Raw genomic sequence first — 18,036 nt, forward strand, 5'->3', positions numbered from 1 at the left:
CCGGTTCCGGGGCGATCCCTAGCGCGGCCGGCGGGCGGCGTGCTCGCGGGCCAGGACGGCGTACCGGTCATCCGGGGTGCCCGGCGTGAAGCTGCCGTACTTACGTTCCACCGCGGTCTTGATCAGGAAGTCGGCCAGCGCCGGGTTCTTCGGCAGCAACGATCCGTGGAGGTAGCTCGCCACGATGTTCCGGTACCGGGCGCCCTCATGGCCGTCGCCGCTGTTGTTGCCGGTGCCCTTGGCGGTGGTGCCCAGGGGTTCGACGCCGGGACCCAGGGTGGTCTGGCCGCTGTGGTTCTCGTAGCCCAGGACGGTCCCGAACTCGGGGGTGGAGACGCTGACGTTGCCGATCAACCGCTCGTCCGTGCCGTTCGTCTCGACATCCAGGATGCCGATCCCGGGGATGACCGAGCCGGTCCGGGTCCGGAAGAACTTCCCGAACAACTGGTAGAGGCCGCAGATGACCAGCATGGGCGTGCCGTCCTCGGCGAGTTCGCGCAACACCGTTTCCCGGGACAGCAGGTCGTCCTGGATCACCAGCTGGCCGCTGTCCTGGCCGCCGCCACCGACGATCAGGTCCACGTTCGCGGGGAAGTCGTCGCCCACGTTGTATTCGAGCAGTTCGGGCGTGTAGCCGTGCCAGCGCAGCCGCTGCGCCAGGACCAGGGCGTTGCCCCAGTCGCCGTAAATGTTCATGTCCCGCGGGTAGAGCTGCAGCACCCGGATGGTGCCCTTGCTGGGAGCGGCGGGTTCCTCCGGGGGAAGCTCGTGGCCGTGGGAGAGTTCGTGCTGCGGACCGGTTTCCGGGGTCACGAGACCACCTCCACTGTGGTGATTTTGGACAGCTCGCGGCGGATGGCCAGCATGGCTGTATAGGTGCAGAAGATCCGCTTCGGCCGGTCCTTGGCGCCGCGGATGAACGCGGCCAGGGCCGGAGCGATCTCCGTGTCGACCGCGCCGATGGCGACGTCGTCGTATTGCAGGCGCAGGGCCATGTCGTACGCACGGGAACCGGTCAGCTGGTCCACGCCGCCCTCGCGGAGGGTATCGAACTCGACGTCCCAGAGCCAGGACATGTCCCGGCCGTCGGCGTAGTTGTCGTTGATCGCGATCATGGTTGCGTAGCCCGCGGCCGGGAAGGACTTGAGCCCCAGCCGGAAACCGCTCGGGTTCTTGACCAACACCAGGTCCAGCGGCAGGCCGTCCACCACCAGGCTCTCGCCGCGGCCGAACGCCGGCGCGACGTTGCCCAGGGCCGCGAGCAGGCCGGCATGGTCCGTGGCGGTACCGCGGACGGCGGAGATGGCGCGGGCCAGGGTCAGGGCCGCGGCGGCATTGAAGATGTTGTAGACGCCGCGCAGCTTCATCGGCGTCGAAACGGTGGCGCCGTCGTAGTCGAAATCGGCGTCGGCCGGGCCCACGCGGCGGAGGACGACGTCGGCATTCGGCTTCGCGGGGGCGTCCGGAACCGGGCTGCCCGGGGCGGAGCGCATGTCGTCGTCATTGGGGAAGGTGCTCAGCAGCGAGTCGTCCAGCCCGAAGTAGCGGACCTCCGGACCGCCCACGGCCGGGGTGGCGAGGGTGGCGGCGATCCGGGCCACCCGCGGATCCTCGCGGTTCAACACGACGGTCCCGGTGGTCTTCGAGGCAATGTGCTGCAACAGGTCCGCGGTCTTGTCGATCTCGCCGAACCGGTCCAGCTGGTCCCGGAGGACGTTCAGCAGCAGGCAGTAGCGCGGCGGGACCTTGTTGACGAAGTGCACCGCGTGGGCTTCGTCGAGCTCCAGCACCGCGATGTCGGCGTCGAGCCTGCCGCGCCAGTCCACCTCACCAAGCAGCGCGGCGGCAACGCCGCGGGTGAAGTTGCTGCCCGTGCGGTTGGTGAAGACCTTCAGGCCCTGGCTCTCGAGGAGTTCCACGACCATCTTGGTGGTGGTGGTCTTGCCGTTAGTTCCGCTGACGACGGCGACGCCGAGCGGCAGCGTGGCCAGCGTCCTCTGCATGAAGCCGGGGTCGATTTTCTCGACCACCAGGCCGGGAAGGGCGGAGCCTCCACCCCTGAGCCGGGAGACCCGGCGGACGAACTTGCCGAGCGGGACGCTGAAGTAGAGCATGCCTTGTAATATATCCCAGCCGGGGCATAGAACCCGGCCCGGAGGCCCCGCCCGGTGCGGCCCGCGGCGGACGGCCGCACTATGCTGGCAGGATGACCTCCCCACTCTTCCCGCCCGGCTCCAGCGTGGGCTCGGGCCTGCGCATCGGCGTCCTGGCGCTCCAGGGCGACTTCCGCGAGCACCTGCGTGCGGTGGAAGCCGCCGGAGCCACCGGCGTCGGCGTCCGCCGGCCCGGCGAACTCGACGGCCTGGACGGACTCATCATTCCCGGCGGCGAATCGACCACCATCGACAAGCTCTCCCGGGCCTTCGAACTCCGCGAACCCCTCGTCGGACGGATCCGCGACGGCCTGCCGGTCTACGGCTCCTGCGCCGGCATGATCCTGCTGGCCGACGACCTCACCGACCCGGCCACCGACCTCGCCGGGAACCCGCAGCAGACCTTCGGCGGCCTGGACATGACCGTCCGGCGGAACGCCTTCGGCCGGCAGCGGGAATCCTTTGAAACGGACCTGGAGTTCAAGGGACTGGAGTTCAGTGCCGGAGACACCGGCGTCGCACCCGTGCACGCCGTGTTCATCCGCGGCCCGTGGGTGGAACGGGTGGGACCCGGCGTCGAGGTCCTCGCCCGGGTGGAACCCACCGGCGCCGGAGCCTCTGGCGTGCTGGACGGGGCCGCTAGAATTGTTGCAGTGCGTTCCGGCAAGCTGCTGGCCACCTCCTTCCACCCGGAAGTGACAGGGGAAAAGCGCGTGCATGAACTGTTTATTCGAATGATCAGAGGAGAAGCGTAAAGCATGTCAGGCCACTCCAAATGGGCGACGACCAAGCACAAAAAGGCCATCATCGATAGCCGACGGGCCAAGTCGTTCGCCAAGCTGATCAAGAACATCGAAGTTGCCGCCCGGATGGGCGGACCGGACCTCGCCGGCAACCCCGGCCTGGAACTGGCCGTCACCAAGGCCAAGAAGACCTCGGTCCCCAACGACAACATCGATCGCGCCATCAAGCGCGGCGCCGGCCTCACCGGCGAGGTCGTGGACTACACCGAGATCATGTACGAATGCCGCGGCCCGCAGGGTTCGGCCCTGCTGATCGAGTGCCTCACGGACAACAAGAACCGTGCCGCCTCCGAGGTCCGCCTGGCCATCTCCCGCAACGGCGGCACCATCGCGGACCCCGGGTCCGTCAGCTACCTCTTCACCCGCAAGGGCGTCGTGTCTTTGCCCAAGAACGGCCTGACCGAGGACGACGTGCTGATGGCCGTCCTCGACGCCGGCGCCGAGGAGGTCAAGGACAACGGCGAGAGCTTCGAGATCCACTCCGAGCCGACCGACCTGCAGGCCATCCGCGACGCGCTCAAGGAAGCCGGGATCGAATACGACACCGACGAGGCCGAGTTCGTGCCCTCCATGCAGGTCCCGCTGGACCTCGAGGCGGCCAAGAAGTTCATGAAGCTCGTCGACGCCCTCGAGGACCTCGACGACGTCCAGAACGTGTACAGCAACGCCGACCTCAGCGACGAAGTACAGGCCGCCCTGGAAGCCGAGTGACCCTTCGCGTCCTCGGCGTCGACCCCGGCCTCACCCGCTGCGGGATCGGCGTCGTGGACGTCGAACGTAACCGCCGCGCCACCATGGTGGACTTCGGCGTCGTCGGCACCTCGCCGGAGGAAAGCCTGGACCAGCGGCTGCTGGTGATCGCCACCGCCATCGACGAGTGGCTGGATAAATACGAGCCGCAGGTCCTGGCCGTGGAGCGGGTTTTCTCGCAGCTCAACGTCAGCACCGTGATGGGCGTGGCCCAGGCCTCCGGCGTCGTCATCGCCGCCGCGGCCCGGCGAGGCATCCCCGTCGCCCTGCACACCCCCTCGGAGGTCAAGGCGGCCGTGACCGGCAGCGGGACCTCCAACAAGGACGCCGTGACCAAGCTGGTCACCAAGATCCTGCGCCTGGACGCCCCGCCGCGACCGGCCGACGCCGCCGACGCCCTGGCCCTGGCCATCACGCACGCCTGGCGCTCCGGCGGGGGAGTCGCCGCGGCCGGCGCCGCCAGTGCACGGATCCCGACGGCGGCCGCCGCGTCCCGCTCGGCGCTCACCCCGGCGCAGCGCGCCTGGGCGGACGCGGAGCTCAAAGCGCGCCGTGCCGCCAAGTAACGGGCCAAACCCCCGCCCGCTTGGTACGGTATTCGTAGATATGTTCGGATAACTCAGGAGCCAGGCCTTGATCAGTTTTCTCCGCGGAACCGTTGCGCACGTCGGCCTCTCCTCGGCGGTGATCGACCTCAACGGTGCCGGCATGAGCGTCTACGCCACTCCGCAGACCCTCAGCAAGCTCCACGTCGGCGAAGAGGGCAAGGTCTTCACCTCGCTCATCGTCCGCGAAGACTCGCTCACCCTCTTCGGCTTCGCCAGCGACGACGAGCGCGAGGTCTTCGACATCCTGCTCAGCGTCAGCGGCGTCGGGCCCCGGCTGGCGCTGGCGGTCCTCGCCGTCCACGACCCCGAGGCCATCCGTGTCGCCGCCCACTCCGGCGACGGCAAGGCGTTCACCAAGGTCCCCGGCATCGGCCCCAAGGTCGCCGGCCGCATCGTGCTCGAACTCGCCGGCAAGCTGGTCCCGCACGGCACTACCGACGCCGCCGCCCCGGTCCGCTCGGTCGAGGCCGTGTGGAAGCCGCAGGTGGTCGCGGCCATGACCAGCCTCGGCTGGTCCGAGAAGGACGCCACCAGCAGCATCGACAAATCCCTGGCCGACTCCCCGGAACTGGCCGAGCGCGGCAACGTCGCTGAGATCCTCCGCGCCACCTTGCGCTGGCTCGGCCAGGATGGCGCCCGTGCCGGGAACCGGGTAGGCACTCGTGGCTGAGCCGTCCCTCGTCGCCGGGGGAGAGGAACCCGAGGAGCGCGCCATCGAGGCGGCGCTCCGGCCCAAGAACCTGCACGACTTCGTCGGCCAGCACCGGGTCCGCAAGCAGCTGTCCCTGGTCCTTGAGGCCTCCCGGATCCGCGGCCGCAGCGCCGACCATGTGCTGCTCTCCGGCCCTCCCGGCCTGGGCAAGACCACCCTGTCCATGATCATCGCCGCGGAAATGAACGCCCCGCTCCGGATCAGCAGCGGCCCCGCTATCCAGCACGCCGGCGACCTCGCGGCCATCCTGTCCTCGCTCTCCGAGGGCGAGGTGCTGTTCCTGGATGAGATCCACCGCATGTCCCGGCCCGCCGAGGAGATGCTGTACATGGCCATGGAGGACTTCCGCGTCGACATCGTCGTCGGCAAGGGAGCCGGGGCCACCGCCATTCCGCTGGAACTGCCGCCGTTTACCCTGGTCGGTGCCACCACCCGCGCCGGCCTGCTGCCCGGTCCGCTGCGTGACCGCTTCGGCTTCACCGGCCACCTCGAGTTCTACGCCGTCGAGGAACTGGAACTGGTGCTCCGCCGCTCCGCCGGGCTGCTGGACCTGAAGGTCAACTCGGCCGGATTCAGCGAGATCGCCGGACGCTCCCGCGGCACGCCCCGCATCGCCAACCGGCTGCTGCGCCGGGTCCGCGACTGGGCGCTGGTGCACGGCGTGGAGCAGATCGATGCCCGCAGCGCCTCGGCCGCCCTGGACATGTACGAGGTGGACAAGCGGGGCCTTGACCGGCTGGACCGCGCCGTCCTGGAAGCGCTGATCACCAAGTTCGGCGGCGGCCCCGTGGGCCTGTCCACGCTGGCGATTGCCGTCGGCGAGGAAACCGAGACCGTCGAAACCGTCGCCGAGCCCTATCTGGTCCGGGAGGGCCTGCTGGGCCGCACCCCGCGCGGACGCATAGCCCTCGCCCCCGCCTGGACCCATCTGGGCTTCGCGGTTCCCGCCGGGGTCTTCGGACAGGAACCCCTGGACCTCTTCGAGGAAGACGGCGCCGGCGGGGAACCGGCCGCAACCCATCCGTAACCGGCAATAGCACTCGCCCGGGCCGTTTTCCCTTTAGACTGGTATGACGCTCGGCACGTTCGGGCCTTCGTTTCCGCAGGGCGGCTCCCGCCAGCCGCCGCTGGCCGGCATGGGTTTGCTGCCGGGCCGTGCGCCGCGTGGCCAGGGACGAAGCTGACGGTGCTGTGAAACCAGCTTGCAAGTACAGAACGGAACTTTCCCCTTGGATCCAATGACAATTCTCCTGTTCGTCATGCTCGGCGTGTTCGTCTTCATGATGTTCCGCCGCAACAAGAAGACGCAGCAGCAGCAGGCAGAGCTCCAGTCGAAGTTCGGACCCGGCGTTGACGTGATGACCAGCTTCGGCCTGTTCGGCCGCATCGTCTCCATCGACGACGCCGAGAACAAGGTTGTCCTGGAACTCTCCCCGGGCAACACCGCCACGGTTCACCGCCAGGCCGTGACCAAGATCGTCGAGCCGGTCGCCGCCGCCGAGGAGCCTACCGTGGTCCCCGACGACGCCTCCTCGCTCACCCTCGGCAACGCCGACACCCACGACGCCGGCGTCACCGGTGCAGCCCCCGCCGCTGAGGCCCCGCGCGCCGAAACGCCGGAGGAAACCCTGCGCCGCCTGAACGATGAGAACAGGAAAGACAGCTAGTCTGCCTCCTGAGCTACCCGCGGAACCACGGTGCGCGGGCATCCGCCGGTGCGGGCCTGAGAGGTCTGCGCCGGCGGTTCTTCCGTAAACAATAGAAAGATCGACAATGGCACGAACTGGCCCTAAAAACTCAGCCCGCAGGGTGCTGGTCTGGCTTGGCGTTATCCTCGTCGCCCTGACCGCAGTCCTGGCCGGCGGCACCATGGCCGGACAGGCCAGCTGGGCTCCCAAGCTCGCCCTGGACCTCGAAGGCGGAACCCAGATGATCCTGGCGCCCAAGGTCGAGGGCAACACGGGCATCAACGAAGACCAGCTCAACCAGGCCGTGGCGATCATCCGCCAGCGCGTGGACGGCTCCGGCGTCGCCGAGGCCGAAATCTCCACCCAGTCCGGACGCAACGTCGTCGTCAGCCTCCCGGGTACCCCCTCCAAGGAGACCCGCGCCCTGATCCAGGCCTCCGCGGACATGAACTTCCGCCCGGTCATCCAGGCCGGCGCCGGCGCGGCCGTGCCCGAAGCCCAGCGCACTCCCGAGGACAAGCTGCCCAAGCCCACCGCCGCTCCCGCGAACAGCAGCGACGAGAACTGGGTCACCGCCGACGTCTACAAGAAGTTCGAGGCGCTCGACTGCGACAACCCGTCCCAGGACAAGCAGGAACGCTCCGACCCGGCCAAGCCGCTGGTCACCTGCGAGCCCGCCGCGGACGGCAAGCCCGCGGTCAAGTACATCCTCGGCCCGGTGGAGGTGAAGGGCTCGGACATCAAGACCTCCTCCTTCCAGCTCCAGCGCGGCGCCCAGGGCGCCGTCACCAACGAGTGGGCCGTCGACATCCAGTTCAACGACCAAGGCACCGCCAAGTTCAAGACCGTCACCGAGCGGCTGAACCAGTTCTACGTCGCCGCCGGCGGCGCCACCGGTTCGGACCCGAAGTCCCAGTTCGCGATCGTCCTGGACGACCAGGTCATCTCCGCCCCGCGGTCGCAGGCCGTCATCACCGACGGTCGTCCGCAGATCACCGGCGGTTTCACCGAACAGTCCGCCAAGGCCCTGTCCGACCAGCTCCGCTTCGGCGCCCTGCCGATCAGCTTCGACATCCAGAGCGAGCAACAGATCTCCGCCACCCTCGGCGGGGAGCAGCTGCGCATGGGCATGCTCGCCGGCCTCATCGGGTTGCTGCTGGTGGTCGTGTACTCGCTGTTCCAGTACCGGGCCCTCGGCTTTGTCACCGTTGCCTCGCTCGTCGTCGCCGGTGCCCTGACGTACCTCGCTATCGCGATCCTGGGCTGGACGGAGAACTACCGCCTGTCCCTGGCCGGCGTGGCCGGCATCATCGTGGCCATTGGCCAGACCGCCGACTCCTTCATCGTCTACTTCGAACGCATCCGCGACGAACTGCGCGAGGGCCGCGGCCTGGTCTCGGCCGTGGAGAACGGCTGGAAGCGCGCCAAGCGGACCGTCCTGGCCTCCAAGGCCGTGAACCTGCTGGCCGCCCTGGTGCTGTACTTCGTCGCCGTCGGCAACGTCCGCGGCTTCGCCTTCACCCTGGGCCTGACCGCGATCGCCGACCTGATCGTCGTCTTCATGTTCACCCACCCGACGCTGCAGCTGCTGGCCCGGACCAAGTTCTTCGGCGAGGGCCACACCTTCTCAGGCCTGGACCCCAAGCGCCTCGGCGCGGTGCCGCTGTACCGCGGCGCCGGCCGGATCCGGACCCCCGAGGACAAGCCGGTCGCCGTCGTGCGCGCCAAGAACACCAAGGCCGCGGCCGAAGCCGAACGGCGCATGACGATCGCAGAACGGCGTCTCGCGGAACGGCAGGAGCAGGCCGGCCAAAGCCAGCTCGCCGGTTCCGGCAAGAACTCGTCCAAGGAGGGCAAGTAAATGGCCAGCTTCGCTACATTCGGTAACGAGCTCTACACCGGCAAGCGGTCCTACGACTTCGTCGGGTCCAAGAAGATCTGGTTCCTGATCGCGGCGGCCGCCGTCGCGCTCTCGATCCTCCTCCCGGTGGTCAAGGGCGGCTTCAACCTCGGCATCGAGTTCCGCGGCGGTTCCGAGTTCACCGTTTCCAACGTCAAGGACCGCGACCCGGGCCTCGGAGAGAAGGCGGTCCAGGACGTCGTCTCCGGCAGCCTGCCGCGGGTGGCCAACGTCGCCGGCAACACCATGCGGATCCAGACCGACAAGCTCACCGACGACGAGACGCTGAAGATCAAGGACGGCCTGACCAAGGCCTACGGCGTGACGGACAACGAGGTGACCTCGACCTTCGTCGGCCCCACCTGGGGTGCGGACGTGACCCAGCAGGCCCTGCTCGGCCTGGCCGTCTTCGTCGGCCTCGCCGCGGTGCTGATGGCGCTGTACTTCCGGACCTGGAAGATGTCCCTCTCGGCCCTGGCCGGCATGACGGCCACGATGTTCATCACCGCCGGCGTGTACTCGCTCAGCGACTTCGAGGTCACCCCGTCCGCGATCATCGGCTTCCTCACGGTCCTCAGCTACTCGCTGTACGACACCGTGGTGGTCTTCGACAAGATCCGAGAGAACACCGCGGACCTGCAGGCCTCCACCCGGCGGACCTTCGCCGAAGAGGTCAACCTGGCCGTCAACCAGACCCTGGTCCGCTCCATCAACACCATGATGGTGGCGATCCTGCCGGTCGGCGCGATCCTCTTCATCGGTGCCGGGCTCCTCGGCGCCGGCACCCTGCGCGACCTGTCGCTCGCCCTCTTCGTGGGCATCCTGATCGGCACCGCCGCCACCATCTTCGTCGCCGCCCCGCTGTACGCGTGGCTGCGCCAGGGTGAGCCGGAGCTGGTCAAGCAGGCCAAGCGGGTGCAGCAGCGCCGGGCGGACAACGCCGCCAAGACCGCCGCCGCGACCGCCTGACAGGCCACCACAGCAGCACCGCCCGACGGGCCGGAGAACGTCCAGGACGCTCTCCGGCCCGTCGGCCGTTCGCGCCGGTTATCGAACTGTCTTGCCGCGGGAATACACTTGAGTAATTAACGGGTTGGAAGAGGTTGCTTTCTTGGAAGAACGTTCGACGTCGGCGCCTGCAGTACCGGCGGAAGAGGCCCACGGCCAGGGTTCACAGACTGGCGTGGCCGCTCCCGGACGCCCCGACGCGGCCGTGCCCGTCGACAACACCGGCACCCGCCCCACTTTCCCCGGCCGGCGCGAACGCACCCGCTCACGCCTGGCCCGCCTCACCGGCCGCGGCACCCCCGCCTACTCGCCGATCCTGGAGCCGTTGCTGCGCACCGTCCGCGCCAACAACCCCAAGGACGACTTCGAACTGATCCAGCGCGCCTTCGTGGTGGCCGAACGCTGCCACCGCGGCCAGAAGCGCAAGAGCGGGGACCCGTACATCACCCACCCCGTGGCGGTGGCGACCATCCTGGCCGAACTCGGCATGAACGGCACCACCCTCGCCGCTGCCCTGCTGCATGACACGGTGGAGGACACCTCCTACACGCTGGATGACCTCAAGGGGGAGTTCGGGCCCGAGGTGGCCATGCTGGTGGACGGCGTCACCAAGCTGGACAAGGTCAGCTTCGGCGAGGCCGCACAGTCCGAGACCGTCCGCAAGATGGTCGTGGCCATGGCCAAGGACATCCGCGTCCTCATGATCAAGCTCGCGGACCGGCTGCACAACGCCCGCACCTGGCGGTTCGTCTCCGCCGAATCCTCGGCCAAGAAAGCCCGCGAGACGCTGGAAATCTTCGCGCCGCTGGCCCACCGCCTCGGCATGAACACCATCAAGTGGGAACTCGAGGACCTCTCCTTCGCCGCGCTCTACCCGAAGGTGTACGAAGAGATCGTCCGCATGGTGGGGGAGCGCACCCCCGAACGCGAGAAGAACCTGGCGGTCATCCGCAACCAGATCACCGAGGACCTGCGCGCGGCCAAGATCAAGGCCACCATCACCGGCCGGCCCAAGCACTACTACTCGATCTACCAGAAGATGATCGTCCGCGACAAGGACTTCGACGACATCAACGACCTCATGGGCGTCCGCGTCCTGGTCGACTCGGTCCGCGACTGCTACGCCGCCCTCGGCGCGATGCACTCCCGCTGGAACCCGCTGCCCGGCCGGTTCAAGGACTACATCGCGATGCCGAAGTTCAACATGTACCAGTCACTGCACACCACGGTGATCGGTCCCGGCGGCAAGCCGGTGGAAATTCAGATCCGCACCCACGAGATGCACCGCCGCGCCGAGTACGGCGTCGCCGCCCACTGGAAGTACAAGGACCAGCCCAACCGCACCGCCGCCGGCCCCGGAAGCCCGCGCGACGGCGACATGGGCTGGCTGCGTTCCCTGGTGGACTGGCAGCAGGAAACCTCTGACCCGGGCGAGTTCCTGGACTCCTTGCGCTTCGAGATCAACGCCCGCGAGGTCTTCGTCTTCACCCCCAAGGGCGAGGTCATGGCCCTGCCGGCCGGATCCACCCCGGTGGACTTCGCCTACGCCGTGCACACCGAGGTGGGCCACCGGACCATCGGCGCCCGCGTCAACGGCAAACTCGTCCCGCTCAACAGCGAACTCAACCACGGCGATTGGGTGGAAATCTTCACTTCCAAGGCGGAGGGCGCCGGCCCCAGCCAGGACTGGCAGCACTTCGTCAAGAGCGCCCGGGCCCGGAACAAGATCCGCCAGTGGTTCAGCAAGGAACGCCGCGAAGAGGCAATCGACCGCGGCAAGGACCTGCTCACCAAGGCGATGCGCAAGCAGAACCTGCCGCTGCAGCGCCTGATGACCCACGACGCCCTCGCCGCAATCGCCGAGGACTTCAAATACACGGACATCTCCGGCCTCTACGCCGGGGTGGGCGACGGTCACACCTCCGCCCAGTCCGTGATGGAGCGTCTGGTCGAGAGCCTGGGCGGCAACGACACCCCCGAGGACGACCTCACCGAGGTTTCCATCCCGGCCCAGGTCTCCAAGACCCGGTACTCCGACTCCGGCGTCGTGGTCCGCGGCGTGGACGACGTCTGGGTCAAGCTGGCCCGCTGCTGCACCCCTGTGCCGCCGGACCCGATCCTGGGCTTCGTCACCCGCGGCTCCGGCGTCTCGGTCCACCGCACCGACTGCACCAACGTCTCCGGGCTGATGGACCAGCCGGACCGGATCGTCGAGGTCGAGTGGGCACCCACCCAGTCGAGCGTGTTCCTCGTGGAGATCCAGGTCGAGGCACTGGACCGCAAGTCGCTGCTCTCCGACGTCACCCGGGTGCTCTCCGAGAACCATGTGAACATCCTCGCCGCCAGCGTCCACACCTCCACCGACCGGGTGGCGATCTCCAAGTTCGCCTTCGAGATGGGCGATCCGAAGTACCTGAGCCACGTGCTCAGCGCTGTTCGCAGGATCGACGGGGTCTTCGACGTCTACCGGACCACCGGCAACCGCCGCCGCAGCTAGCCTCGGAAGTTAGCCCCGGCAGCTATCCACCGCCGCACTCCCGCACCCTCTCCAGCACCGCGAGGGCCGAGTTCTTGTACGGCAGCCGGGGTACGGCCTCGACCGCCCGCACCAGCAGGTTCAGGCGTACGGGCAGTTCCGGCGCGGCCAGCAGCGCGGTGAGCGCCGGCACTGCGTGCTCGGGCCGGACGTGCAGGGCGATGTCGACGGCGGTGCGCAGCGGGCTGGAGACCATCAGCCCGCCCAGGCTCACCACGTCCATGGTCCCGAGCCGCGTCTCGTGGAAGCTGCAGCCCCGGGCGCCTCGGAGGCTGGAGATCCGCCGGTTCGCGTCCACCAGCAACGCCAGCCGGTCCGGCTCCCGGGCGCAGCCATAGATCCAGGCCGCCGTCATCCGGCCGGCCACCACCCGCTGCCGGATGGCGGCCGGAATCAGCGCCGCCGCGGCCCGTGCGCGCAGCTGCGGCGTGGCCGGGGCCCCGGGCTGCAGGAAGCCGCGCTGGGAGATCCGCGCCAGCACGCCGTCGGCTGCCATGGCCTGCAGTTCCGCCCACGAGAAGAGCGGCCCCGGCGAGTACAGCACGGGCGGGTCGAGCCCCGAGGGGAGGGAGGGGACCGGCGGGAGGGTCATTGAGCCATCGTGCCGCGGTCCCCGGGCATGGAACAGGCCCCGGTCCCGTCATGTGGATAACGGGGCCGGGGCCCGGACAACACCTGTTCGGGCCGTGGGGCCCGGGGTGTTAGGAGAGTTCGCTCGCGGAGCGCTCCAGCTGTTCCAGCCACGCCTGGCGGGCCTCGAGGGCCTCCCGGGCGTCCTTGATCTTCCGCTCGTCCCCGGCCTTTTCGGCCTTGGCGAGGTCCTCTTTCAGACCGGCGATGGCCGATTCCAGCTGCGAGAGCGCGCTGTTGGTGCGGGCCTTCGTCTCCGGGTTGGAGCGCTTCCAGTTCTCGTCCTCGGCGTGCCGGACGGCGTCCTCGACCTTGCGGAGACCGGCCTCGATGCGGCCCATGTCGGCGCGGGGAACCTTGCCGGCTTCCTCCCAGCGGTCACGGATGGACTGCAGCGCCTTCTTCGCGGCGGCGAGGTCAGTGATCGGCAGCAGCTCGTTTGCCTCGGCCAGGAGCGCCTCCTTCACCACGAGGTTCGCGCCGTATTCCTGGTCGATTTCCTCGTTGGCGGCCTGGCGGTTCGTGAAGAACACATCCTGGGCGGCGCGGAAGCGGGCCCAGAGCGCGTCGTCGTCCTTGCGGCTGGCGCGCGGGGCGGCCTTCCACTGGTCCATCAGGCGGCGGTATTCGCCGGCGGCGTAGCCCCAGTCGGTGGAGGAGGAGAGCGCCTCGGCCTCGACGATCAGCTTCTCCTTCGCGGCCTTGGCGGCGGAGTTGTTGCTGTCCAGCTGGGAGAAGTAGGCGCGGCGGTGCCGGTCGAAAACCGTGCGCGCGGCGCGGAACCGCTTCCACAGGGCGTCCTCGTTGCTGCGGCCGAGCCGGACGCCGCTCTTCTGGGCGGTCTTCCAGTTCTCGAACAGCTCGTTCATCCGGGCGCTGGAGGTCTTCCACTGCACCTGGGACGGATCCTGCGCGGAGATCTGCTCGGCCTCGGCGACGATCGCCTCACGGGCAGCGAGCTCGGCGGCGCGGACGGCGTCGTGTTCGGCCTTTTCGGACTTCTCCAGTTCGGTGATCTGGCCGGAGAGGGTGTCCAGGCGGCCCTCGGCGGCGCGCAGGTCGCCCACCATGTTCCGCTCGGCCAGCTGCTCGCGCAGGTGGGTAACGGTCTTCTGCATGTCCGCGGCGGGGGCCTTGGACGCGACGCGCTGTTCCAGCAGGACGATCTGGGCCACGACGTCGTCGTACTTGCGGGCGAAGTACGCCAGCGCCTCGTCGTCGCTCACGCCGGGGTACTGGCCCACCGGGTGCTCGGCGCCATCGATGGTGAGGAAGACGTGGCCGTCACCCTCCACCCGGCCCCATCGGGCGGCCTCGGCGGCCGAGGTACTCGGGGCAGCTGCTGCGACGGCGGGAGCGGCCGGCGACGGCGCTGCCTTGGGCCGTGCCGCGAAGGCGGCGGGGGAGGGAGCAGGGCGCGGGGCCGGCCGGGGGGCGGCCGCCGGAGCCGGAGCCGAGGCGGCCTCCGCCGCGGGGGCCTGTTCCGTCACCGGCGCGCCGGATTCGGTCTCGCTGGCAGCTGCTGCCACTGTTTCGTCGGATTTCTGACTGTCTGTCACCGCTAGAAGTCTTTCGCTTGGAGGGAAATACCGGGACCGATGCTCCGGGGGCACGGCTGGTTACTTCAGAGAGAACGAGTCTATCGTGACTGATTCCACCGGCGCGCCGTCCGTGGCGCTGGTGCCCGGCTTGATGCCGGCCGCCGCGATCCCGGAGACCACATCCAGGCCCGAGGTCACCTTGCCCACCACGGTGTAGCCGCCGGCCGAGTCGGCCGGAATCACGGTGTCCTTGTAGACGATGAAGAACTGTGTCCCGTTGCCGTAGGCGTTGTTACTGGTGCGGGCCACCGCGATGGTTCCGGCCGGGTACTTGTTGTCCGCGGGGGTGTTCTCCAGGGGGCCCCACGTGTAGGCGGGATCGCTGGCGCCGTCGCCGGTCTTGGACCCGCACTGCAGCACGCCGAAGGAATCGGCCGTGGTCAGGCGGTGGCAGCTGACGCCGGCGTAGAAGTTCTGGTCCGCCAGGGACTTGAACACGGCGGCGGCCTGCGGGGCCTTGGTCCCGTCCAGTTCCACGCCCAGGGTGCCGCGGTTCAGCTTGAGCTCACCGGTGAAGGTCTTCCCGGCGGCGGTCTCCGGCTTGGGGATGTTCTCGCCGTTGCTGGCGGCCGGGGTCGGCGTCGCCGACGGGGTGCTCAGGCCGGCCTCGGCGGCCTTGAACTCGTCCTCGGTGGGGTTGCTGGCGAAGACGGTCAGCTGCAGGACCAGGGCCAGCACCAGCGCGGCGCCACCGGCGGCGCCGGCGATGATGTTGTCACGCTTCCGGCGCTTGTCCTGGTGCTGGCGCAGCTCGCGCTTGGCCTCCATCTGATGGACGCGCCGCTTTGCCTCGCGGGCACTGCGTGAACTCGCCGCCAAAAGTCCTCCTGGGGTCGGGCCGCAAGTACGGATACGTGCGGGAAAAAGCATAAACTGACTGCCGCACACAGTTTATGCACGACTGGCCGGTCCGCGGGCGACGCCGCGGCAGCCGGATCCGCCGTCGTCACCAGAGGAGAAAATTCCACCATGGCACGCACCGCCTCCCTGTCCGGATTCCCCGAGTGGCTTCCCGAGGAGCGGTTGGTGGAACTCCATGTCCTGGACACACTCCGGAAGACCTTCGAGCTGCACGGCTTCTCCTCGATCGAGACGCGCGCCGTGGAAACCGTGGGACAACTCCTGCGCAAGGGTGAGATCGACAAGGAGGTCTACGGGCTCAGCCGGCTGCAGGACGACGACGCCGATCCGGCCTCCGCGGCGACGGCGAAGACCGATCCCAACGCGCTGGCCCTGCACTTCGACCTGACCGTCCCCTTTGCCCGCTACGTGGTGGAGAACGCCGGTTACCTCGCCTTCCCGTTCCGCCGCTACCAGATCCAGAAGGTCTGGCGGGGTGAGCGTCCGCAGGAAGGCCGGGCCCGCGAGTTCACCCAGGCGGACATCGACATCGTCGGTGACGGAACCCTGCCGTTCCGCTACGACGTCGAAATCGCGCTGGTCATCGCCGAAGCCCTCAGTGCGCTGCCGATCCCCGACTTCCTGCTCCGGATTAACAACCGCAAGCTGGCCGAGGGCTTCTACACCGGCATTGGCCTGACGGACACCGCCGGCGTGCTGCGCAGCATCGACAAGCTGGAGAAGATCGGACCGGACAAGGTCGCCGAACTGCTGAAGACGGAACTCGGCGCCACCGACGAGCAGGCCCGCGCCGCCCTTGCCCTGGCCTCGATCCGCACCCCGGACACCGGGTTCGTCGAGCAGGTCCGCGCCCTCGGCGTCAGCAATGACCTCCTCGAGGAGGGCCTGAGCGAACTCGAACAGGTCATCTCCGCCGCGGTACAGCGCGCGCCCGGCAAGGTGGTGGCGGACCTCAGCATCGCCCGCGGCCTGGACTACTACACCGGCACGGTCGTCGAGACCGTCCTGGTGGGCCACGAACAGCTCGGATCCATCTGCTCCGGCGGCCGCTACGACGCCCTCGCCAGCAAGGGCAACCGGACCTTCCCCGGCGTCGGCCTCTCCATCGGCGTCACCCGCCTGGTCTCGCGGATCCTCAGCCAGGACCTCGCGAAGGCCTCCCGCTCCGTGCCCACCGCCGTGCTGGTGGCCCTGAACACGGACGAGAGCTGGGGCGCCGCGCAGGACGTCGCCGCCCAGCTGCGCACCCGCGGTATCGCCACGGAGGTCGCCGCGAAGGCCGAGAAATTCGGTAAGCAGATCAAGTTCGCGGACCGCCGTGGCATCCCGTTCGTCTGGTTCACCGACGAGGACGGCAAGCACCAGGTCAAAGACATCCGCAGCGGCGAGCAGGTCGACGCCGACCCCGCCACGTGGACCCCCGCGGACGAGGACCTGCACGTGACGGTCAGCCGCGCCTAGGTCCTTACGCTGAGGGCCGCCGGGGCCTAGGCCCCGGCGCCGCGTCGCCGCCGGGGCAGCACCAGCAGCCGGACCACGACGCCGGCGGCCAGCAGGGCCGCCATGACGGACACGGACGCCACCGGAAGGGTGGCCGCCAGCACCAGGCACCCGGCGAAGCCCAGCACGTTCAGCCAGCGCGGCGCGTGCCACGCCCGCTCGGGAAGCGTGAAGGCGGCCGCGTTGGTCACCGCGTAGTAGACCAGCACGCCGAAGCTGGAGAACCCGACGACGGTCAGCACGTTCGAGGTCAGCAGCAGCACGATCACCACCGCCGCGACCGTGAGTTCGGCGACGAACGGCACCGCGTGGCCGCCGCCCACGCGCGCCAGCACCGGCGGCAGGTCCCGCTCGCGCGCCATCGCCAGGGTGGTCCGGCCGACGCCGGTGATCAGGGCAAGCAGCGCGCCCAGGCACGCCGCGGCGGAGCCGAACTGCACCACCGGCGCGAAGCCGTGCAGCGGCGAGACGGCGACGGCGTCCAGCAGCGGCGCCGTCGAGCGGGCCAGCTGCCCGGCCGGAAGCTGCCACTGCAGCAGCGCGGCGAGGCCGAGGTAGATCACGAACGCCCCGCCCAGAGCGCCGAGGATGGCGCGCGGAATGGTCGTGGCGGGATCCTTGACCTCCTCGCCCAGGGTCGCGATCCGGGCGTACCCGGCGAACGCGAAGAAGATCAGCCCCGCCGCGGGCAGCACGCCCCAGGCCGAGGCGTCCCCGAAGTCCCGGCCGGCGTCGATGCCCGCGAAGCCGCCGGCGTGCGGCCCCGCGGCCGCCGCGACGGCAACCAGCGCCAGGGTGGCCAGCACCACGGCCAGCAGGATCTTGGTCACCAGGGCGGTGCGGGTGATGCCCAGCAGGTTCACGCCGGTCAGGACGACGACGGCGGCCACCGCCAGCGGCGTCGCGAGTCCCGGCGCCACGTAGTGGCCGAAGGTCATGGCCATCGCCGCGCAGGACGCCGTCTTCCCGGTCACGAACCCCCAGCCGGCCAAGAAGCCCGGCCATTCACCCAGCCGCTGCCGGCCGTACACATAGGTGCCGCCGCTGGACGGGTACCGGGCCGCCAGCTGGGCAGAGGCCACCGCGTTGCAGTAGGCCACCACACCGGCCACCGCCACCGCCACGAGCAGCCAGGGACCGGCCAGGGCCGCGGCCGGGGAGAAGACGACGAAGACGCCGGCGCCGAGCATCGACCCCAGCCCGATCGCCGTCGAATCGACCACGCCCAGCCGGCGCTGCAGCGGGGCGGGTCCGGGGATTGCTTGCGCCATGGCGGGGGTGGCCTC

The 18,036-nt window shown here is 69.2% G+C and carries 16 protein-coding genes; 10 read left to right on the forward strand and 6 right to left on the reverse strand.

Annotated features, from left to right (window positions below; genetic code table 11):
- Positions 1 to 18: 18 nt before the first annotated feature.
- Positions 19 to 726, reverse strand: a complete 708-nt coding sequence (locus ACFVY3_RS04995; RefSeq protein ID WP_400159061.1) for a type 1 glutamine amidotransferase — start codon at positions 724 to 726, stop codon at positions 19 to 21.
- An 83-nt stretch (positions 727 to 809) separates the two neighbouring features.
- Positions 810 to 2,114: a MurT ligase domain-containing protein gene (locus ACFVY3_RS05000; RefSeq protein ID WP_400158953.1), complete on the reverse strand. Its 1,305-nt coding sequence runs from the start codon at positions 2,112 to 2,114 to the stop codon at positions 810 to 812.
- A gap of 92 nt (positions 2,115 to 2,206) precedes the next feature.
- Here ACFVY3_RS05000 and pdxT point away from each other — a divergent pair, with 92 nt between their 5' ends.
- From pdxT to ACFVY3_RS05045, 9 genes are all read left to right on the forward strand, one after another.
- Positions 2,207 to 2,908 (forward strand): pyridoxal 5'-phosphate synthase glutaminase subunit PdxT, encoded by a 702-nt coding sequence (gene pdxT, locus ACFVY3_RS05005; RefSeq protein ID WP_290257717.1) that lies wholly within the window; start codon positions 2,207 to 2,209, stop codon positions 2,906 to 2,908.
- A 3-nt stretch (positions 2,909 to 2,911) separates the two neighbouring features.
- Entirely contained in the window at positions 2,912 to 3,667 is a 756-nt protein-coding gene (locus tag ACFVY3_RS05010; RefSeq protein WP_290257718.1) for a YebC/PmpR family DNA-binding transcriptional regulator, read from the forward strand.
- Positions 3,664 to 4,272, forward strand: a complete 609-nt coding sequence (gene ruvC, locus ACFVY3_RS05015; protein WP_400158954.1) for a crossover junction endodeoxyribonuclease RuvC — start codon at positions 3,664 to 3,666, stop codon at positions 4,270 to 4,272. The genes ACFVY3_RS05010 and ruvC overlap by 4 nt, the downstream gene beginning before the upstream one ends.
- 67 nt (positions 4,273 to 4,339) lie before the next feature.
- On the forward strand, positions 4,340 to 4,984 hold the full coding sequence (gene ruvA, locus ACFVY3_RS05020; protein WP_290257720.1) for a Holliday junction branch migration protein RuvA: 645 nt from the start codon (positions 4,340 to 4,342) through the stop codon (positions 4,982 to 4,984).
- On the forward strand, positions 4,977 to 6,053 hold the full coding sequence (gene ruvB, locus ACFVY3_RS05025) for a Holliday junction branch migration DNA helicase RuvB (RefSeq protein ID WP_290257721.1): 1,077 nt from the start codon (positions 4,977 to 4,979) through the stop codon (positions 6,051 to 6,053). Before ruvA ends, ruvB begins: the two co-directional genes overlap by 8 nt.
- Positions 6,054 to 6,264: 211 nt before the next feature.
- Positions 6,265 to 6,693 (forward strand): preprotein translocase subunit YajC, encoded by a 429-nt coding sequence (yajC, locus tag ACFVY3_RS05030; protein WP_290257722.1) that lies wholly within the window; start codon positions 6,265 to 6,267, stop codon positions 6,691 to 6,693.
- A 106-nt stretch (positions 6,694 to 6,799) separates the two neighbouring features.
- Complete coding sequence (gene secD, locus ACFVY3_RS05035; protein ID WP_290257723.1) at positions 6,800 to 8,575, forward strand: protein translocase subunit SecD; 1,776 nt, start codon at positions 6,800 to 6,802, stop codon at positions 8,573 to 8,575.
- Positions 8,576 to 9,583, forward strand: a complete 1,008-nt coding sequence (gene secF, locus ACFVY3_RS05040) for a protein translocase subunit SecF (RefSeq protein ID WP_400158955.1) — start codon at positions 8,576 to 8,578, stop codon at positions 9,581 to 9,583.
- Between the two features lie 142 nt (positions 9,584 to 9,725).
- Complete coding sequence (locus ACFVY3_RS05045) at positions 9,726 to 12,119, forward strand: RelA/SpoT family protein (RefSeq protein WP_377970353.1); 2,394 nt, start codon at positions 9,726 to 9,728, stop codon at positions 12,117 to 12,119.
- Positions 12,120 to 12,141: 22 nt separating this feature from the next.
- Here the strand turns inward: ACFVY3_RS05045 and ACFVY3_RS05050 are convergent, their stop codons facing one another.
- The 3 genes from ACFVY3_RS05050 to ACFVY3_RS05060 all read right to left on the reverse strand — a co-directional run bounded on the left by ACFVY3_RS05050 (position 12,142) and on the right by ACFVY3_RS05060 (position 15,208).
- On the reverse strand, positions 12,142 to 12,750 hold the full coding sequence (locus tag ACFVY3_RS05050; protein WP_400158956.1) for a type IV toxin-antitoxin system AbiEi family antitoxin: 609 nt from the start codon (positions 12,748 to 12,750) through the stop codon (positions 12,142 to 12,144).
- A gap of 109 nt (positions 12,751 to 12,859) precedes the next feature.
- Entirely contained in the window at positions 12,860 to 14,347 is a 1,488-nt protein-coding gene (locus ACFVY3_RS05055) for a DUF349 domain-containing protein (RefSeq protein WP_400158957.1), read from the reverse strand.
- Between the two features lie 60 nt (positions 14,348 to 14,407).
- The gene (locus ACFVY3_RS05060) at positions 14,408 to 15,208 is read right to left on the reverse strand and encodes a peptidylprolyl isomerase (RefSeq protein WP_400158958.1); all 801 of its coding nucleotides are present in this window, start codon (positions 15,206 to 15,208) and stop codon (positions 14,408 to 14,410) included.
- A 150-nt stretch (positions 15,209 to 15,358) separates the two neighbouring features.
- Here ACFVY3_RS05060 and hisS point away from each other — a divergent pair, with 150 nt between their 5' ends.
- Positions 15,359 to 16,711 (forward strand): histidine--tRNA ligase, encoded by a 1,353-nt coding sequence (gene hisS, locus ACFVY3_RS05065; RefSeq protein ID WP_364135471.1) that lies wholly within the window; start codon positions 15,359 to 15,361, stop codon positions 16,709 to 16,711.
- A 26-nt stretch (positions 16,712 to 16,737) separates the two neighbouring features.
- Here the strand turns inward: hisS and ACFVY3_RS05070 are convergent, their stop codons facing one another.
- A complete protein-coding gene (locus tag ACFVY3_RS05070) occupies positions 16,738 to 18,021 on the reverse strand; it encodes an APC family permease (RefSeq protein ID WP_400158959.1) in 1,284 nt (427 codons plus the stop codon).
- Between the last annotated feature and the right edge of the window lie 15 nt (positions 18,022 to 18,036).

The sequence above is a fragment of the Arthrobacter sp. BPSS-3 genome (genome assembly GCF_044628475.1).
Classification (GTDB): Bacteria; Actinomycetota; Actinomycetes; order Actinomycetales; family Micrococcaceae; genus Arthrobacter.